This is a genomic window from Emcibacter nanhaiensis, assembly GCF_006385175.1.
Taxonomy (GTDB): Bacteria; Pseudomonadota; Alphaproteobacteria; order Sphingomonadales; family Emcibacteraceae; genus Emcibacter; species Emcibacter nanhaiensis.
In genome coordinates this window covers 218,108-236,102 of the sequence record NZ_VFIY01000006.1, presented here as the reverse complement: position 1 = coordinate 236,102, position 17,995 = coordinate 218,108, and the positions used below count along the sequence as shown (strand labels likewise).

Below are 17,995 nucleotides of genomic sequence, written 5' to 3'. Positions count from 1 at the left end.
ATATCCGTGACATGGTGCGGCCGAGAGGTAGCGGAAAACTGTTTTTTCCAACAGGTTAAAGACAAGGTTGCGCATATTTTTCGCACAAACATAACTCACAAGTCTGAATGAAACAAAAAAGGCCCCCTTCCGGGGTCCAGTTTAGCCTGTGTCAGTAATAGCTTTTAGTCAGCAGACATCACTTCCTCGAGGATATCGAGCCCCTCGTTGAGGATATCGTCACTGGCGGTGAGCGCTGGCAGGAAGCGGATCACATTGCCGCGGATGCCGCAGCTGAGCAGGGTCAGTCCCTTCTCGGCTGCGTCCCTGACGATCCGGCCGGTGAGTTCCGGGTCCGGCCGGTCGGCCTCCTCGTCCATGACCAGCTCCATGGCAATCATGGCGCCCAGGTTGCGCACTTCGCCGATTGAGCTCATGCCGTTACCTTTCATTCGTAACAGCCTGCTCTTGAACAGTTCGCCGATCTCAACGGCCCGCCCGCAAAGGTTATCCTGCTCGATGATCTCCATCACCTTGAGACCGGCTACACAGCCCAGTGGTGAACCGCCATAGGTGCCGCCGAGGCCGCCCGGCGCCGCCGCATCCATGATGTCCGCCTTGCCGACCACACCGCTGATCGGGAAGCCGCCGGCCATAGCCTTGGCCACCGTCATCAGGTCCGGCTCAATGCCGCTATATTCTGTCGCAAACAATTTACCGGTACGGGCAAAGCCGGTCTGGATCTCGTCGCAGATCAGCAGCATGCCATGCTCGTCACACAGCTTGCGCAGCGCCTGCATGAAGCTGGGGCTTGCGGCATAGAAGCCACCCTCGCCCTGCACCGGCTCGAGGATGATCGCCGCCACCCGTTTCGGGTCAATATCCGCCTTGAACAGTCCGTCCAGCGCCTCGAGGCTCATCTGCTCGGTCACCCCATGATAGGCCACAGGATAAGGCACATGGTAGATATCGGTCGGGAACGGCCCGAAGCCGACCTTGTAGGGCGCCACCTTGCCGGTCAGCGCCATGCCCATCATGGTGCGGCCGTGAAAGCCGCCCTTAAAGGCGATGATGCCGGGCCGTCCGGTCGCCACCCGGGCGATCTTGACCGCATTCTCCACCGCTTCCACCCCGGTGGTGAGGAAGATGGATTTCTTGGGGCTCGGCCCCGGCGCCGCCGCATTGAGCTTCTCCGCCAGCGCAACATAGCTTTCATAGGGATTGACCTGGAAACAGCTGTGGGAGAAGTTGTCCAATTGCGCCTTCACCGCCTCGACAATCCGCGGATCGCTGTGGCCGGTGTTATTTACCGCGATGCCGCTGGCAAAGTCGATATAGCGCTTGCCCTCCACATCCCACAGTTCGGCATTTTTGGCCCGCGCGGCAAAGCGCTGGTGCATGGTGCCCACACCACGGGCCACCGCCTGCTCCCGGCGCGCCCAGAGTTCTGCATTGGTCATCTTAAAGCCCTCCTGTCAGGCCCGATCATTGAATTTCCGGCTGGCGACGACGCAGCATGGCATTGCCATTCCACGTCAAACAGTCGATCAAATGGGAAGAAAAACAGCGGACAGTTTCCTGCCCGCTGAGAGTTATATTGCATTTCAAGTCTGGATCAGAAACGCTGACCAAAACGAGCCCCGAAACTGCGTGGGCGGTTGGTAGCCGTCGTGGTATCGATCTCGCTGGGATAACCGGGATAATATTTGGCGATTTCCGCCCGGGTATCCGTCACGTTGTCGGCAAAGACACTGAAGGTCCAACCGTCCCCGCTCACCCCGGCGGAAAGATTGAGCAGACCATAGGCATGCTGTTTTTCCCTGAGATCAAGCTCCAGATTATTCCAACTGTCATCGGTATAAGAATATGCCGCCTGGAAGAAAGAAGGCACATTGGCGATTTCCTGCTCATAGCGGGCAATTGCGGTGAACTGCAGCTTGGGCACAAATGGCATCTCTGTCCCCTTTGGCGCCAGGATTGGACCATCCGCAGCCCTTCTGTAGTCATCCGTCAGTTTGGCGTCATTGTAGGAAGCCGACAATGAAAGCGTCAAATTTTCAGAGGCTGCAAACATCAGGTCGAATTCAGCACCATAGGTTCGTGAACCACCAACATTCTGAATGATCGTCAGGTTGGATACGGAGAAATCGAGGAAGCTGAATTGCACATCATCCCAGCTCACATAATAGACGGCGCCATTGAACCTGAGACGGTTATCCATCCAGCTTGTTTTCCAGCCGATCTCATAGTTGTCGACAAAGTCTTCCTTGTATCCCGGGATACCTGGTACGCGCGCCCGGTTCACGCCGCCGGGGCGATACCCCTGGGAGAAAGTGGCATAGACCATTTTATCATCATCAATCCGGTAACTCAGATTGACCTTGTAGGTCTGGCCGGTATTTTCCTCCAGGCCATCCAGTATCCGCGTATCAAAACAGGGATATTGGGGTGTGCCATCCGGATCCTGAACAAACTCACCGTCTACATAGAAGCCGGTACAGTGCCCGATAAAGCCATTGAAGCCATAGAGACTGTTTTTGTATTTATAGTAGCGCATACCGGCCAGCAAGGTCAGTTGTTCGGTAATATCATAGCTGACCTCACCGAAGGCGGCATATTCCCGGTCGATGCGGACCTGTTTGGTCTGCCAGGTCGTATGCCCGTCAGGAATGACGGAATTTGCGGGATTCATATCAGGAACGACCCACTGAAGGTCAAAGTCATGGACCTGGCGCTGGTAGAACAGGCCGGCAATAAACCGCAGGCGGTTTTCCTGGGGTGACTGGACGCGCAATTCGTGGCTCTGGCGTTCAAACAATTCATCGCCGGTCACATACTGGGACGGGTCCGCACATTCGCCGCCGGCAGTGTAGTAAACGCAATCATAACCATATGCTGCATACACATTTTCCAGATATTCCGCATATCCGGAATAATCATAAATGCTGTCCACGTTGCGGTGCAGATAGGCGCCGGCATAGACCACATCCAGGTTGCCGATCTTGCCTTCAACCGTCAGGGTTGCCTGATACCAGTCTTCATCATATTCAGTCGGGAAAAAGTCCTGCGCCAGCAAGTCGCCGAGCGTTTCCGGATCATGGGTGAAGGAACCGGTTGACTTCTGGTTCTGATAAGTCAGGCCGGGGGTAATGGTCCAGTTGTCATCAAGGTCAATACGCAGCAGCGCCCGTCCACCGGTCACCGTATTATCATTGAAGTTCTTTTCAACGATATCGGCATTATCCTTCACGATGCCGCTGGCCGCATAGGTGATGGATGCCGGCACGTTATCAATGTAGCCGCCGTCATCTTCATGCCAGCCGACCAGGCGAATGGCGACCTTGTCGGAAACCGGAATATTGGCGAAGCCTTCCAGGGTGTAGCCGGGTTCGCCGCTTTTCACCACATTTGCCGCCACATCATACCCCGCTTCGAACTCGCCCAGGACCGGCTTATTGGTGATGATCCGCATGGTACCGGCCTGGCTGCTGGCGCCGAACAGGGTTCCTTGCGGCCCGGACAGGGTTTCAATCCTGGCGATGTCATAGGCATGCAGGTCGAGTATCTGGTTAATCGTGGTGATTGGCTGTTCGTCAAGATAGACACCTACGCTCGGCATGGAAGCAGAATGGTTGCCGTCACCACCACTGGAAATACCGCGCATATAGATCTGCGCCACACCCGGCCGGGCATTCTGGAAAGATACCGTCGGCAGGAACTGGATATAATCCTCAAAGGCATTGACGTTCAGATCTTCCAGTTGCTGGTTGCCCAGAACCTGAACTGACAGGGATACATCCTGAAGGCTGGATTCACGTTTCTGGGAAGTCACGATGATCTCTTCGAGAACCGCTTCCCCTTCTTCTGCAGCGTAGACTGCCTGTTGCGCGGACATAATTCCGGACAACAATATCGTCGAAGTCATCAGGGCCGACTTCGAAACCCGATATTTACCTTTCATATATTTCACTCCCTTCCTTTTCTTTTAGTGACTGGATGCCCTCGCGCACAGCTTCGGATTTTATTGTTATGCCGTAATCGAGAACCAGTGTGATGTTTGTATGCTTCTCCTGACGAATGCGGCCTCCAGACAAACATCTTCACATCTTTCAGACAAGTTGACAACCCCCGAAATGGAGATTTTTGTACAAATGAACAATTATTTTTTATCCTTTAATTATAAATAGTTATATTATTTTTTTAATGCTATTTGCTACCATCATTTCAGGGAATGACGTCATAAACCCGATACCGCCTTGACTCTGCCTTTTGTTTCCCCCTTTAATTTGAGAGAATATGCCAGAAGTAAATGCGGTGTGATTTATGCTGCAGGACCATATAAACGGAAAAATTACTCTATTATGTCGTCGACAAACACTGACCCGCAGGGGGACCTGAAAACAGCCCTGAACCATGCCGCCAGCCTGTTGCAGCATTCACCTGCACTGGCCGAACAACAGGCCCGGGAGATATTGAAAGTCATCCCGGACCTGGATCCGGCAAACCATATTCTGGGGGCCGCCCTCAGGGTACAGGGAAAACTGCCGGACGCCCTCGAGATCATAAAACCTCTGAAGGACAAGCTTCCCTTTTCCGCTCCGATCTGGCTTGAATACGGGCTTGTTTTGGCCGCTGCAGGAAAAACAGCCGATGCCATCAAAGCCCTGCGTCAGACGGTGTCCCTTGACCCGGAACATGCGGAATCATGGCGGGTTCTGGCTGAACAGCTGTCCCTCGCCGGCGACGGCCCGGCCGCAGTAAAAGCCACGGATAAATATATTTCCTTGCTGAGCCGCAACCGGGAGCTCGCAACTATCTCGGACCTCTTTCGCCAGGGAAAAATTCCGGAGGCGGAAAAACGCGCCCGGGATTTCTTGAAACAGCAACCTGCCAATGTGGTGGCGATGCGCTTGCTGGCCGAAATCGGCGCAAAGCTGGGGCAGTTCGAGGATGCCCGGGCACTCCTCGAAAGAAGCCTGGAACTTGCACCGCAATATCATCACGCCCGTACTTCCTACGTCATGGCGCTCTACCGCAGCCAGAAACTTCGCGAAGCCCTGGAACAGACTGAAATCCTTTTGAAAGACGATCCGGACAATACTCGGTTCATGTCTCTGAAAGCCATGGTTCTCGTCCAGAAGGGGGATCATGACGAGGCCTTGAAAATATATGAAGAGATTGCGGAAAAGAGGCCTGATCAGCCTCAGTCCTATCTCTATTATGGCCATACACTGAAAACGGTGGGACGTTTGGACGACTCTGTCTCCGCCTACAGGAAATCCATCGAATTAAGTGACAAGGCCGGGGAAATCTACTGGTCTCTGGCCAACCTGAAAACCTTCAAGTTCAGTGATGAAGATATTGAGGACATGATCTCCCGGGTCACCTCCGAAGGCGGCGATCCGGAGGACCAGGCCCATCTCGCCTTCGCTCTCGGCAAGGCCTTTGAAGACCGGAAAGACTATGAAAACGCCTTCAAATATTACAAGCGCGGCAACGGTATAAGGCGTCTCGGCCACCCCTATGACGCCAAGATCAACATTTATGACACGGTGCGCCAGATCAAGTGTTTTGACCGGGAGTATTTTGCGGCCCGGCAGGGCTGGGGCAGCCCTGCCCCGGACCCGATTTTCATCGTCGGCCTGCCGCGCGCCGGTTCGACATTGCTCGAGCAGATCCTGGCCAGCCATTCACAGGTGGAAGGGACGACAGAGCTTGTAGACATCATCGCGCTGTCCAGAAAACTTGGCGGAAAAAAACGGATCAAGTCGGCGTCCGACTATCCGGAAATCATGCGCGAACATGACGAAGAAACCTTCCGCGAAATGGGGGAAAGCTACCTGGAAACCTCCAGCATCCAGCGCAACACGGAGGCCCCCTGTTTCATCGACAAGATGCCGAATAATTTCCAGCATATCGGCCTGATCCACTCGATCCTGCCCAATGCCAAGATCATCGACGCCCGCCGGCATCCCATGGGCGGATGTTTCGCCGGCTTCAAACAGCTTTTCGCCCGCGGCCAGACCTTCACCTATGACCTGCAGGACATCGGCTACTATTATCGGGATTATGTGAAGCTGATGGATCACTGGGACGAGGTCCTTCCCGGCAGAATTCACCGTGTGCAATATGAAGAGATGGTGGCGGATACGGAAAACCAGATCCGGGCGTTACTGGACTATTGCGGTCTGGAGTTCGAAGACTCCTGCCTGAAGTTCTATGAAACCGACCGGGCGGTCCGCACGCCTAGCGCGGAACAGGTCCGCCAGCCCATCTACAAGGGCGGGCTCGAGCAGTGGCGCAATTTTGAACCCTGGCTCGATCCCCTGAAGGACGCCCTGGGCCCGGTGCTGGACCGTTATCCCATCGACTGAAAAGAACGCAAAAAAGGGGCCCGGAGGCCCCTTTTTCGCTCTGCCTGACTGCTTGTTATTGGGTAAGTTCGGTCAGTATGGAATGCCACATTTTCATCGCCACCGGCAGGGTTGCCACCGGCACCCGTTCATTCAGGCCATGGGCATATTCATCGGAAGATTTCATGAAGATACCTGAAAAGGTATAGCTTGGGATGCCAACGGCCCGGAAATGCAGGGCATCGGACGCGCCGGACGCCATATGGGGAATGATCGGCAGGCCGGGATAGGATGCATGCACCCCGTTGGTGATCGCCGTGAACACATCGTCGCGGATGGGAGACGCATCACTTTCCAGCGGCTCGTCCAGCACCGTCCATTCCAGCGCATCATTGCCGACAACCTGTTTCAGGGCTTCAAGGGTTTTCTGCACGCCAACACCGGGGAAAATCCGGCAGTTGATGGTGGCGACGGCAGACTGGGGCAGCGCATTTTCCGCATGCCCTCCGCGCAGCATGGTCGGCACACAGGTGGTGCCCGTGGAACCCACATATTCAGGGCGGCTGCGCAGCAGAGCCACAGCTTCCCCGTCATCGGGGTTTTCGGCAAAGCGCTCCATAGCGTCGCCGACCTCTCCCCCGACCAGGGGGGCCGTCCTGGAGAAATAGGCCCGCGTCAGTTCACTGGACATCACCGGAAACTCGAAGGCGAATATCCGGTTCAGGGCGTCGGACAGATCCTTGATGGCGTTGTCCCGGCGCGGCAGCGAACTGTGCCCGCCGGGGTTTGTCGCCTTCATCTCGAAGGTGGCATAGGTTTTTTCGGCACTGTCCACCGTGTATGAGACAGCCACCCCGTCTTCATTCAGTTGCCCGCCGCCGCCATCGGCAACCAGGGCAAACTCCGCGTCGATAAGATTGCGGTAGGTGGTGGCCAGGGCGCGGGTTGTCGCCATCAGGCTCTCTTCATCGCCGGATAGAGCAAGCACCAGGTCCCGGCCCGGCACATATCCCTCCGCCCTGAGACGCATCAGGGTAGCGGACAGCACCGACAGGCCGAATTTATTGTCACTGGAGCCCCGGCCGAAATAATAGCCGTTTTCCTCGATCAGGGTGAAGGGATCCCGCTCCCAATCCTCCGGCAGGGCATCGACAACGTCCATATGAGCGGAAAGCAGGATAGGTTTTTTACCCAGGCGACCATCCCCGCGCAGGCGCACCACCAGGGCGACCGTATCACCGATCGGCAGGAGGTGAATATCCTGTTCCGGGAAACCTGCCTTGCGGAATTCACCGGCCACATATTCCGCGACATCTTTCACCAGTCCCGATCCTTCCACTGACCGGATCGCAACGGTTGTTTTCAGCATTTCCAGGGCCTTGTCCTGAAACGGCTGGCTTTCTTGGGGAGCCGCACAAACAGAAGTAGCCAGTTGCCCTGCAGCCAGGACTGTTCCCAAAATAGCCGTCAGAATTTTTTTCATCATTTACTTCCTAATCAGATTCTGAAATCAACAAGCTTTCAGCCCTTTCCCGGAACGCGTCGGGGAGCGGGACAGACTTTCTTTTCACAAGATCGAAACAGGCGTAGGTCGCCTCCTGAACGGCGGCAACGCTATTGTTCATGCAATTGACCATTTTATGCCGGGCGCCGAAGGAGGAATTGCCGATCCCGGTGATGGCACTGCGGATAACAAAAATATCGCCGGTACGTAATTCAGCCAGGAACTTTAGAGTCAGTTCCAGATCCACAAACCCGTTTTTGTCATCGACCGGCAGGTTGCAGGCATGGGCAAGATGGTAACTTGCATCGTCAAAGGCGGCGGCATAATGCCGCGTCGTCATGTGCCCCATGACATCGCACAGGACGGGATGGACAACACCTTTGTACGTTTCGATCATACCCAGCCCTCGATGCCGACTTTTCTTTTACGCAGCAGATAATAGGAAATCCCAGTTATCAGATATGCCAGAGCGGCAAAAATCCTCAGTTCGCTGCCTTCAAGCACAAAATAGAGAAACAGCCCGGAGATGAGGATCACGCCGACCCCGCCGGCAAGAAGCCCTGCCTTCCCAAGCTTGAACCCGGCGGCGGCATAGGCCTCCGGTTCGCGGGCGAGAATTCTCAACATCGCCACACCGATGATCACTTGGTACAGCAGGGTCACTCCGGACACCCAGACCGCATATTCCATCACCGTCTGCCCCAGCATGAGCGCGACGACGGAAAAGAAGACGACCAGGATCACGCTGTTTCGGGCCCGGCTTTCCCCGCCGTCACCGTCCCGGAGTTTTTCGGAAAAAATGCCGGCCTCAGCCAGGGCAATGATATCGCGCGACGCCACCAGGATCAGGGCATTGACCGAGGTGGCGGCGGCCCCCACTGCGGCAATGGCGACAAAGGTGCCGCCCCATTCCCCGAACAGGATTTCCGCCAGATGACTGACCGGCGCCCTGAGGGTGGCCAGGGTTTGCCAGGGAATGGACCCCACCAGCGCCAGCGACAGGCAGAGATAGGTGACGAGCACCACGACAAAGCTGAGCAACAGACCAAACGGAATGGTGCGGGCGGGCTTGCGGATTTCACCGGCAAGCTCCATCACCACCATAAATCCGCCATAGGAGAAAAAGGCGGGCACGACCGCCTGCATCACCGGCTTCATGCCGAGCGGCAGGAACGGTGTGATATTTTCCGCCTTGACCGCCGCGATCCCGCCCAGGGAAACCGCCACCAGGGCGACCATGAAAATCAGCACCAGAAGGGTCTGCAGGTTCACCAGGCGGCGTGCCCCGCCCAAGTTGATGATCCCGAAAAACAGGACTACGCCATAAGCGGCGACGGTGCTATTGACGGCGGGAAAAAGCCGGGTGAAATAGTCGGCAAAACCGCTGGCGATCAGGGCAATGGCGAGGATATAGACCGCCAGCATCAGCCAGATGGTGACAAAGCCGCCCATGGGAGAGACCAGCCGGGCGATGGCCACATAACCGGCCCCGGTTTTCGGGAAGACGCTGCCGAGCTGGGCGGCGACGATACAGGAGAAGACCGCAATCACCGCCGCCAGACCGTAAGCCAGAACCACGGCCGGACCGGTGGCGCCGGCCAGTTGACCGGGCAGGACAAAAATCGACGCGCCGATCACATAGCCGACAACCGTAACAACCACACCGGCAAGGCCCAGTTCACGTTTCATATTATTCGCCCGGCTTCAGGTGTTTGTCATACCAGGCCAGGTTCCGGCGCATCCGGTCCTCCAGGTAGCTGGGGATGACAATACCGTGATGCTGATCCGGATAAATCACAAACCGGGTCTCCACCCCCGTGGAGCGCAGGGCCTGATACATCTGTTCCGCCCCGATGCAGGGCACATTGTAATCCAGGCCGGCACACTGGTAGAGGGTCGGCGTCGTGATCCGGTCCGCATTGAGGAACGGGAAGCTGACCCGCTTGTAGGCGTCGAAATTTTCCCACGGCGTGCCGAGTTCAAGTTCATATTCCCGGCTGTACTGGTCGTCGCCGTAGGTGCCGAACATGTTGGCCGTCCCGGCCCCACTGACGGCCGCCTTGAACAGGGTATCGGTCGCGATCACATAGTTGGTCAGCATGCCGCCATAGCTCCAGCCGCCGGTGCCAAGCCGGTCGATATCGACAATTCCCTTGTCCGCCAGATAATGCGCCCCGGCGATGATATCCCGGGAATCCACATTGCCCCAGTCGGCGTAAATGGCCTTGGAAAAGTCAAACCCCTGGCCGGAGGACCCGCGCGGATTGATGCCGACCACGATATAGCCTTCTGCGGCATAAATTTGCCAGTCATACATGAATTCATGGGAGAATTGATAAACCGGACCGCCATGCAGCCGGAAAATGGCCGGATAGGCCTTGCTGCTGTCATAATCAGGCGGATAGACGATCAGCCCGCCGATTTCATGGCCGTCGCTCTCGAAGTCAAATTCCTTAGTTGTGGCAAGCTTGTAGTCATCAAGCCAGGCGTTATGCCGGGTCAGGACACGGTCTTTCCCATCCACCGCCACCAGCTCAAAGGGGGTGTTGTCGTCTGCCTGCTGCACGACCACATGGTCGTCGCCCGCCACATCAAAGGACAGGCCGAAAATATCACCTTCGCTGAGATAGGTGATCTCACCGCTCGCCACATCTATTTTCGCCATCGGGGTTGTCCGGTCCAGTTCCACAAGGGCGTAGACGGAGGTGCCGTCCTTCGACCATTTGGGGACATAGAAACAGCGGTCGATATGGGCCAGCGGGCGCACTTCGCCGCTTTCGATATCGCCGATCATTATCTGCCACGGGGCATAGTAAATCCATTTGCTTTCCCCGCTGGCCAGCCACAGAAGCTTTTTGCTGTCCGGCGACCATTCCGGCGGGGACACCCAGTAGGGATCAACATCGGTCCCTTTGAACGTGCTGATGCGCTTTTTCTCGCCGTCCTTTTCCGGCTTCATGATGAAGACGTCGGAATCCATGTTACGGTCCGCATCGCCCCGGTCCTTGGACACATAGGCGATCCATTTCCCGTCGGGAGACCACATCGGCAGCCAGTGATCCTGCTCGCCGAAGGTGATCTGGGTTGCTTTCCCACTGGCCACGTCCAGAATGTGGATATGCCGGCGGGCGCCGGCCAGGTATCCGACCCAATCCTCCTTGAACTGGAAGCGGTCGATCACAATCGGCGCGGGCGTGCCGGCCTCATTCGGTTTTCCGCCGCCGACAAAGGCGGTAAAGACAATATGCTTGCCGTCGGGGGACCAGTCATATTCATTGATGCCGCCGTCCACATGACTGATTTGTTTTACTGACCCTCCCTTTGCCTTCATCAGGAAAAGCTGGCTGCTGCCGTCTTTCTTATCCTCCCCCAGAAATACAATATGGCGCCCGTCCGGGCTGAACCGGGGGTCCCATTCACTCTTCTTTTTAGTTTTTGTGAGATTTTTTGGCTTGCCGCCCTTGTAGGGAACCAGCCAGATGTCGCTTGTGGCGGCATCGATCTTCAGGTTGTTGCTGCTGACTGAATAGACCACCTTGCTGCCATCGGGAGAAAGCGCCGGTGCGCTGACGTCCTGGATGTTATGAAAATCTTCAATCTGAAAAAGCCTGTTCGCCGCGACGGCCGTCTGGAACGATCCGGCGACCAGGGCGGCAACAAGAAAGAGTTTTTTATGGTGCAGCATTTATTTTCTCCTCGAGCGCCTTTTTGGCAGCGCTGATATCTTTCATAATAGCGTCCTTCTCCCAGTCGGCATTGAAGTCTTCCCCGCGTGTAGCGAGATGCTCTTCTATTTTTGCGATCCAGTCCAGAAAATAGCGGGCGTCCTCCGCTGCGTATTGCGGTTTGTTTTCAACTGTCAGCCACACCGGGTTGGTGGTGGCATAGGTATAAAGATCCTGGATCATGGGGTGGGATTTTTCGTTCACGGCGCGGAGCAATAACCAGCCGCTTTCCTTCACCGGCAGGTTCAGGGTCATATCCGCATTAAAGGGATCGTCCGCCAGATCGGCCTGATAAATGACCTTTCCATTCTGCACAAGCTCCAGCCGTTCCACCGGCACCGGCGACCTCAGGGAAAATTCCACCCGGATCGTGCCGCCCTGTTCCCCGAAGCGGATTTCATGACCCGGTCCCACCGCACCGTCCCGGTCGCCGCCCTTGACCAACACTCCCACATTGGGGCCGTCGGTGACATATCCATGCCCCAGCCTGATCGCCTGCTTGAGCGAGGCCGGATCATCCGCCCTGGCCTGCAGATAGGCGCGGTTCAGTCCCACCGGACCACGCAGCGAGGCATAGTTGGTCATGGCGTCGGTCCCGGCGCCCGCCGGCAGCCGGTAGCCGAGATTGAGGAATCTATACCAGACCTTTGCCGTTTCCTGATGGTTGGAAAAGCCAACCACTTCCATGAAGTCCGTCTTCCCGTTGACCACATCCAGCGGCAGGCTGTGGCTCAAGCGGCCCTTCGCGGCGGGATCAGGCGCCTCATCAAAGGGATGAACATAGCCGGTCACCGCCCCCTGCTCCCGCGCCAGGTCTGCCACCACCGCATTGCTGGGATAGGGTGAAGCCAGCGCCGTATGGCGATAGCTGGCGAAGTCCGGGGTCACCAGATGGTCGCCCAGATGGAGAAAACTCAGGTGCCCCCAGTAACTGGTGTGAAATTCCTGCGCCTGGTAGATGGTCACCCCCTCTATGGTGTCCGAAGTGGTCTTGAACATGCTGATGTCGGGGATGCGCTGCTCCTTGTTCACCAGCAGGTTATAAATCACGTCCATATCCTCGGCTCTGGCTTCCCTGGCGAATGTCTCAAGGGTCTGGCGGTATTTGCCGCCGTAATTGATATGTACATGCATATCGGCGCTGATGAATTTGCCGTATTTTTCCGGCAGAGCAAGGGACGCAAGGGCCAGTTTCATTTCCTGCCGCTTGCCCGAAACCTTGATCGTCTGATCCGCCATTTCATGAGTGAAGCCGGATGAGGCCATGATGGAAAGCTCCCCTTCCGGCACCATCAGCGTACAGGAGCCGAAGCAATGGAAATAATGGTTTTCCTGATCAGAGCGCTTCACATCAATATAATCATCTGCATGCATCCTGGCGTCATCCGGACCGTAATGCCGTCCGTCGGACGCCAGAACCATCAGCCGGCCATAAAGTGGTGCGCCGGTTTCGTCCGTCAGCGAGATCGCAAGCTCGGTCACGGGTTTCTTATAGATTTTCTGGCGGGCGACAATCTGTTCCCGGGCGCCGCCGATCACCGTGTGCCGCCACAGGGTAAGGCCGCCGGTTTCGTTACTGGTATAGAGCAGCTGCCGGTCATCGGGCGACCAGCGCGCATTCTGCAGGTCGTAGTCGCCAAAGGTCAGCGGCAACGGCGAAAGTCCCTGCGGCGTGGTCAGCCACAGCTGATGCCACTGGCGGCGTGCATAACTGCTAAACAGCAGCCTCTTGCCGTCCCCGGCCATTTCCGGATGGGCGGACCAGCTTGTCTCTTCATTGACAATCAGCCTGCGTTTATTGGGGTTCTTCACCTCGACGGCCCAGATCCCGCCTGTGCCCCAGGCGGTCTCCGGATTGGAGACATAATAGATGGTCCTGCCGTCCGGCGACCAGGACGGATTAATCGCGTGGTCTTCCTGGGAATAATAATATCTGTCGCGCTTGCTGACATGGCCCGTCACCAAGGGGCGGAGACGGGATAGTTTTTCACCCGATACCTCAGCCACATAGATGCCGAAAAATCCGCCCTGCCGGCTGGAGACAAAGGCCAGCTTGCTACCGTCCGGGCTCCAGCGCGGCTCCACATTGACGGAGTTTTCCGCGGTCAGGGGAATTTCCCGGCCGCTTTCCAGGTCAAGCAGGTAAAGATTGAGGGCGTCATGGTGATGACGGGTGAAAACCACATGGCGCCCATCCGGCGACCAGTCCGGCTGATAGTCGTATCCGGGCCCCGCCGTCAGTTGCCGGGCGGTATCGCTGCCGATGTCCTGACGCCACAGCGAGCCCTGCATACTGTAAATGACCGACTTGCCGTCCGGCGACCAGGTCGCGCCGGAGGGGCCGCTGGTCAGTTGCGGCATATAGAGTTCGCGCCAGTAATAGGTATGGGGATGTGAAATATGGGACAGAACCGGTACTCGTTCCGTCACTCCCTCGGCCGCTGCCTGGCTCAGGAGCAGCAGAAACGCACAGGCAACCCCGCTTACAAACTTCATTTTCGCCACCTCTGATGCCTCTCAGTCAATATCCTTCATCTCCAGGAGCATAACGGTTTCGCCCTCCACGGCCTTGAAGCCAATGGCGTTGTAAAATCCGAAACCGGCCTGATTGTCCCCGTGCACCATCAGGCGCATATAGACCGCCTCCCGCTTCTTAGCGAGCGCCATCGCCGCACAGGTGAGACGATGACCAAGCCCGAGCCCCCGGGCCTCTTGCTTTACATAGAGATCCTGGACGTAGATCCCGGGCGCGCCGCGCCAGGTGGAAAATTCGTAAAAATACAAAATGAAGCCCAGCGGCTCCTCCCCCCGCCAGGCAATGATCGCCTCGAAGGCAGGCGTTTCGGAAAAGCCGTATTTCAGCAGCGCTTCCCTCGACCCGGAAAACTCATGTTCCTTACCCAGGTCATGGGCGAGCAGGCGCAGCATGTCATATAACACGCCTGCATCCCCGCTTGCCGCCAGTCTGTAGGTAATTTCCGTCATGACGCATGCGCCTTGATCTGGTCCCGGCCCTTGAGGCCAAGCCCGCTGCGCACATCCTCCGGCGTGGCCACCTCGTGCCCCAGGGCCTCAATCACGGTGCGGATTGCCCGCACCTGCTCCGCATTGCTCTCAGCCAATCTGCCCGGCGGCACGGTCAGGCTATCCTCCAGCCCGACCCGCACATTACCGCCCAGGATAACTCCCATGGTCGCCAGCGGGATCTGGTGGGCACCCGCGGCAAGGACGGAAAACTGGTAGTTGTCGCCCAGTAACCGGTCCGCCGAGGCCTTCATGGCCATAAGGTTCTCCGGCGATGCGCCAACGCCGCCCATGACGCCGAGGACAAACTGCACGTACAGCGGCGGTTTGACCAATCCCTGGCGGAGGTAAAAAGCGAGAGTTTCAATATGGCCGAGATCATAGCACTCAAATTCGAACCGGGCGCCGTCCCCCTGTCCCAATTCCGAAAGTATGGTCTCAATATCCTCGTAGGTATTTCGGAAGGTTGTATGCTTGGTCGCATCCAGCAGAGCCGGCTCCCACTCGTGTTTCCAGTCCTTGTATCTTTTCTTGAGTGTAAAAATACCGAAGTTCATGGACCCCATGTTCAGTGAGCACATTTCCGGTTTGATTGCCCGCGCCGGCGCCAGCCGTTCATCGAGGCTCATTACCGAACTGCCGCCGGTGGAAATATTGAGCACCGCATCGCAGGCCTGATGAATCCGGGGAATAAAACCGTAAAAATGGGCCAGGTCAGCACTCGGCTTGCCATTCTCCGGATCACGGGCATGTAGATGAATAATGGCGGCCCCGGCTTCCGCGGCATCAATAGACGCCCTGGCAATCTCTGATCCGGTCACGGGCAGATGCGGACTCATCGTTGGCGTGTATATGGAACCGGTAACGGCACAGGTAATGACGACTTTTCTTCCCATTCGTATCTCTTTCACGGTGGCAAGCAGCGGCCTCCGCAGCAGCCGTAAATTTTTCATCTTGCCGAATAATGATTTCGAGATTACATTCTTATAAACAATAAATAGAAAATCAATTATAGTTTTACTGAATGATATTATGTTTGATGAGAATGACATGCCGGAACCGGAACAACCGGATTCAGGCGGCACCGGACTGAATACCATCGCCTGGGATCTGGACTGGAATTTGCTGCGCACCTTCATGGTCATCGCCCAGGAACAGAGCATTACCCGGGCGGCCCGGCAACTGAACCAGAAGCAGCCGTCCGTCAGCAACGCCCTCCGGCGCCTGGAAGAGACCCTGGGGTGCCAGCTTGCTGAACGCGGTCCGCGCAGTTTTGCCCTCACCCACCACGGCGAAGCCCTGTTCCAGGAATGCAAGGAAATGTTCGGCACCGTCGGACGCCTGCCCAATATCATCCAGGATGTCCACGACAACGTGCGCGGCCATATCAAGATCCTGATGACCAGCCATGTGATCACGCCGCTGCTGGACGACACGCTGCGCAGCTTCCATGAAAACAATCCCAAAGCGACCTTTTCCATCTCCGTCAAAGGCAGCCAGGAGGTGATCGAGGCGATCCAGGCCAAGGAAGGCACCCTGGGCATCTGCCTGATCCGGGACAAGATGGAAGGTCTGGACGCCAGGCTGTTCTATCGTGAGCATTTCGGTTTTTTCTGCGGCCGCAACCATCCCCTTTTCGGGCGCAAGAACATCACCCTTGCCGATCTCAGGGGCGAGCAGCGGGTGACCTTCTATACCGACCGGCTCGGCGATGTCCTTCATCCGATTGCAGTGTTGCGGGGGCAGGCTCAGCTGAGTGATGCGGTTACCGGCGTCTCCAACAATCTGGAAGAGGTCCGGCGCATGATCATGGCCGGGCTCGGGATCGGTCCGCTGCCCATCCATGTGGTGGAACGGGATATCCTGATGGGACGGCTGTGGCCGCTGCTGCCGGTGGAAAAAGCCCCGGCGGTCGACGTCTACACCCTGCAAAATCCCCGCGCCGTCCTGAATGCCGCAGAAAAAGAATTTCTCAAGCTGCTGGACCGGAATGTCCGGGAGACCCCGCTGGCCGAGCGCACCTACGGCAACACCCCTTATCCTCAACCTCTTTAGGGTTCATCACAAGATGTCGCATCTGTTTTATCAAACCCGTGACCGCCGTCCGCTTCTCGACCGGGCGGAAGGTATCTACATGTGGGATGTCAACGGCAAACGCTACATTGACGGCTCCAGCGGCGCCATGGTGTCCAATATCGGTCACAGCAATCCCCACGTCCTCGCCGCCATGCGGGCGCAGATGGACAAATCCACCTTTGGCTATCGCCTGCATTTCGAAAACGCCCCGGCGGAAGACCTGGCGGCAAAGGTCGCCGAACTCAGTCCCGAGGGACATGACAAGGTGTTTTTTGTGTCCGGCGGCTCGGAATCTGTGGAAAGCGCCGTCAAACTGGCCCGGCAATATGCCTTTGTCAGCGGACAGGACAGCCGCTGGAAGATCATCTCGCGCTCGCCCTCCTATCACGGTGCAACCCTCGGGGCGCTGGCGCTCACCTCCTATGAACCGCTGAATGCGCCGTTCAAACCGATGGTCACGGCGATGCCGAAGATTCCGGCGCCGCGCTGCTACCTGGACCGGGACAATCTCAGTGACGAGGAACGTGGCCTGCGCTATGCGGACATGCTGCGCGACCGGATCATCGAGGAAGGCCCCGACAGCGTGCTCGCTTTTATCATGGAGCCGGTTGGCGGCGCCTCGACCGGCGCCCTTGTCGCCCCCGAAAGCTATTACGGCCGCATCCGGGAAATCTGTGATAAGTTCGGTATCCTGCTGATCTATGACGAGGTCATGACCGGTGTCGGCCGCACCGGAAAATTCCTCGCCTGCGAACACTGGAACATCAACCCGGACATCATCGCCACAGCCAAGGGCTTCGGCGCCGGCTACGTGCCGCTTGGCGCCATGACAGCAAAACAGCATATCGTCGATAAGATCCTTGACGCCGGAGGGTTCCAGCACGGCTATACCTATGCCGGCAATCCCATCGCCTGTGCTGCGGGACTTGCCGTGATCGAGGAAATCTTCCGCCACAACATGATGGAAAACACCACAAAAGTGGGCGGCGAGCTGCTGGCCGGGCTTGGCCGGCTGATGGACAAATACCCCTTTATCGGCGATGTGCGCGGTAAGGGCCTGCTGACCGCCTTTGAACTGGTCAGCGACCGGGAAACCATGACCCCGCTGGACCGCAACCTCAATGCCTTCAGCCAGCTTGTGAACATTGCCTATGAGCGCGGCCTGATCATCTATTCCCGCCGCTCCCGCGGCGGCGTCGAGGGCGACCATTTCCTGGTCTGTCCGCCGATGATCACCACCTCCGAGCAGATCGCCGACATCCTGGCCATCCTTGATGACAGCCTTGATGAATTGGCGACGATCCTGAACCTGCCCCGCTAGAAAAGGGACCACC

General features: G+C 57.0%; 12 protein-coding genes. 3 read left to right on the top strand and 9 right to left on the bottom strand.

Annotated elements, in window-relative coordinates; genetic code table 11:
* Positions 1-164: 164 nt before the first annotated feature.
* Positions 165-1,439, bottom strand: coding sequence for a 4-aminobutyrate--2-oxoglutarate transaminase (gabT, locus tag FIV46_RS08565; RefSeq protein WP_139940455.1), 1,275 nt, complete (start codon positions 1,437-1,439; stop codon positions 165-167).
* Positions 1,440-1,594: 155 nt separating this feature from the next.
* Positions 1,595-3,940, bottom strand: a complete 2,346-nt coding sequence (locus tag FIV46_RS08560) for a TonB-dependent receptor (protein WP_139940453.1) — start codon at positions 3,938-3,940, stop codon at positions 1,595-1,597.
* A 400-nt stretch (positions 3,941-4,340) separates the two neighbouring features.
* On the opposite strand from FIV46_RS08560, the gene FIV46_RS08555 reads away from it, so the two are divergent.
* Entirely contained in the window at positions 4,341-6,353 is a 2,013-nt protein-coding gene (locus FIV46_RS08555) for a tetratricopeptide repeat-containing sulfotransferase family protein (RefSeq protein ID WP_139940451.1), read from the top strand.
* A 55-nt stretch (positions 6,354-6,408) separates the two neighbouring features.
* Here the strand turns inward: FIV46_RS08555 and FIV46_RS08550 are convergent, their stop codons facing one another.
* The 7 genes from FIV46_RS08550 to kce are packed head-to-tail and all read right to left on the bottom strand — an operon-like array spanning position 6,409 to position 15,481.
* Positions 6,409-7,815 (bottom strand): M20/M25/M40 family metallo-hydrolase, encoded by a 1,407-nt coding sequence (locus FIV46_RS08550; RefSeq protein ID WP_139940515.1) that lies wholly within the window; start codon positions 7,813-7,815, stop codon positions 6,409-6,411.
* 10 nt (positions 7,816-7,825) lie between these two features.
* Positions 7,826-8,233, bottom strand: a complete 408-nt coding sequence (locus tag FIV46_RS08545) for an acyl-CoA thioesterase (RefSeq protein WP_139940449.1) — start codon at positions 8,231-8,233, stop codon at positions 7,826-7,828.
* Positions 8,230-9,525, bottom strand: coding sequence for an APC family permease (locus FIV46_RS08540; protein WP_139940447.1), 1,296 nt, complete (start codon positions 9,523-9,525; stop codon positions 8,230-8,232). The genes FIV46_RS08545 and FIV46_RS08540 overlap by 4 nt, the downstream gene beginning before the upstream one ends.
* 1 nt (position 9,526) lies before the next feature.
* On the bottom strand, positions 9,527-11,521 hold the full coding sequence (locus tag FIV46_RS08535) for a S9 family peptidase (protein WP_139940445.1): 1,995 nt from the start codon (positions 11,519-11,521) through the stop codon (positions 9,527-9,529).
* On the bottom strand, positions 11,508-14,057 hold the full coding sequence (locus FIV46_RS08530; protein WP_139940443.1) for a CehA/McbA family metallohydrolase: 2,550 nt from the start codon (positions 14,055-14,057) through the stop codon (positions 11,508-11,510). Before FIV46_RS08530 ends, FIV46_RS08535 begins: the two co-directional genes overlap by 14 nt.
* Before the next feature lie 21 nt (positions 14,058-14,078).
* Positions 14,079-14,546 carry a GNAT family N-acetyltransferase gene (locus tag FIV46_RS08525; protein ID WP_139940442.1) on the bottom strand — a complete coding sequence of 156 codons (468 nt, stop codon included), beginning with the start codon at positions 14,544-14,546 and terminating at the stop codon, positions 14,079-14,081.
* Entirely contained in the window at positions 14,543-15,481 is a 939-nt protein-coding gene (gene kce / locus FIV46_RS08520) for a 3,5-dioxohexanoate:acetyl-CoA acetone transferase (protein ID WP_139940440.1), read from the bottom strand. The genes FIV46_RS08525 and kce overlap by 4 nt, the downstream gene beginning before the upstream one ends.
* A 136-nt stretch (positions 15,482-15,617) precedes the next feature.
* Between kce and FIV46_RS08515 the strand changes: the two genes are divergently transcribed.
* Both FIV46_RS08515 and FIV46_RS08510 read left to right on the top strand, forming a co-directional pair.
* Positions 15,618-16,640: a LysR family transcriptional regulator gene (locus tag FIV46_RS08515; RefSeq protein ID WP_219846019.1), complete on the top strand. Its 1,023-nt coding sequence runs from the start codon at positions 15,618-15,620 to the stop codon at positions 16,638-16,640.
* A gap of 13 nt (positions 16,641-16,653) precedes the next feature.
* Positions 16,654-17,982, top strand: a complete 1,329-nt coding sequence (locus FIV46_RS08510) for an aminotransferase family protein (RefSeq protein WP_139940438.1) — start codon at positions 16,654-16,656, stop codon at positions 17,980-17,982.
* Positions 17,983-17,995: the final 13 nt, after the last annotated feature.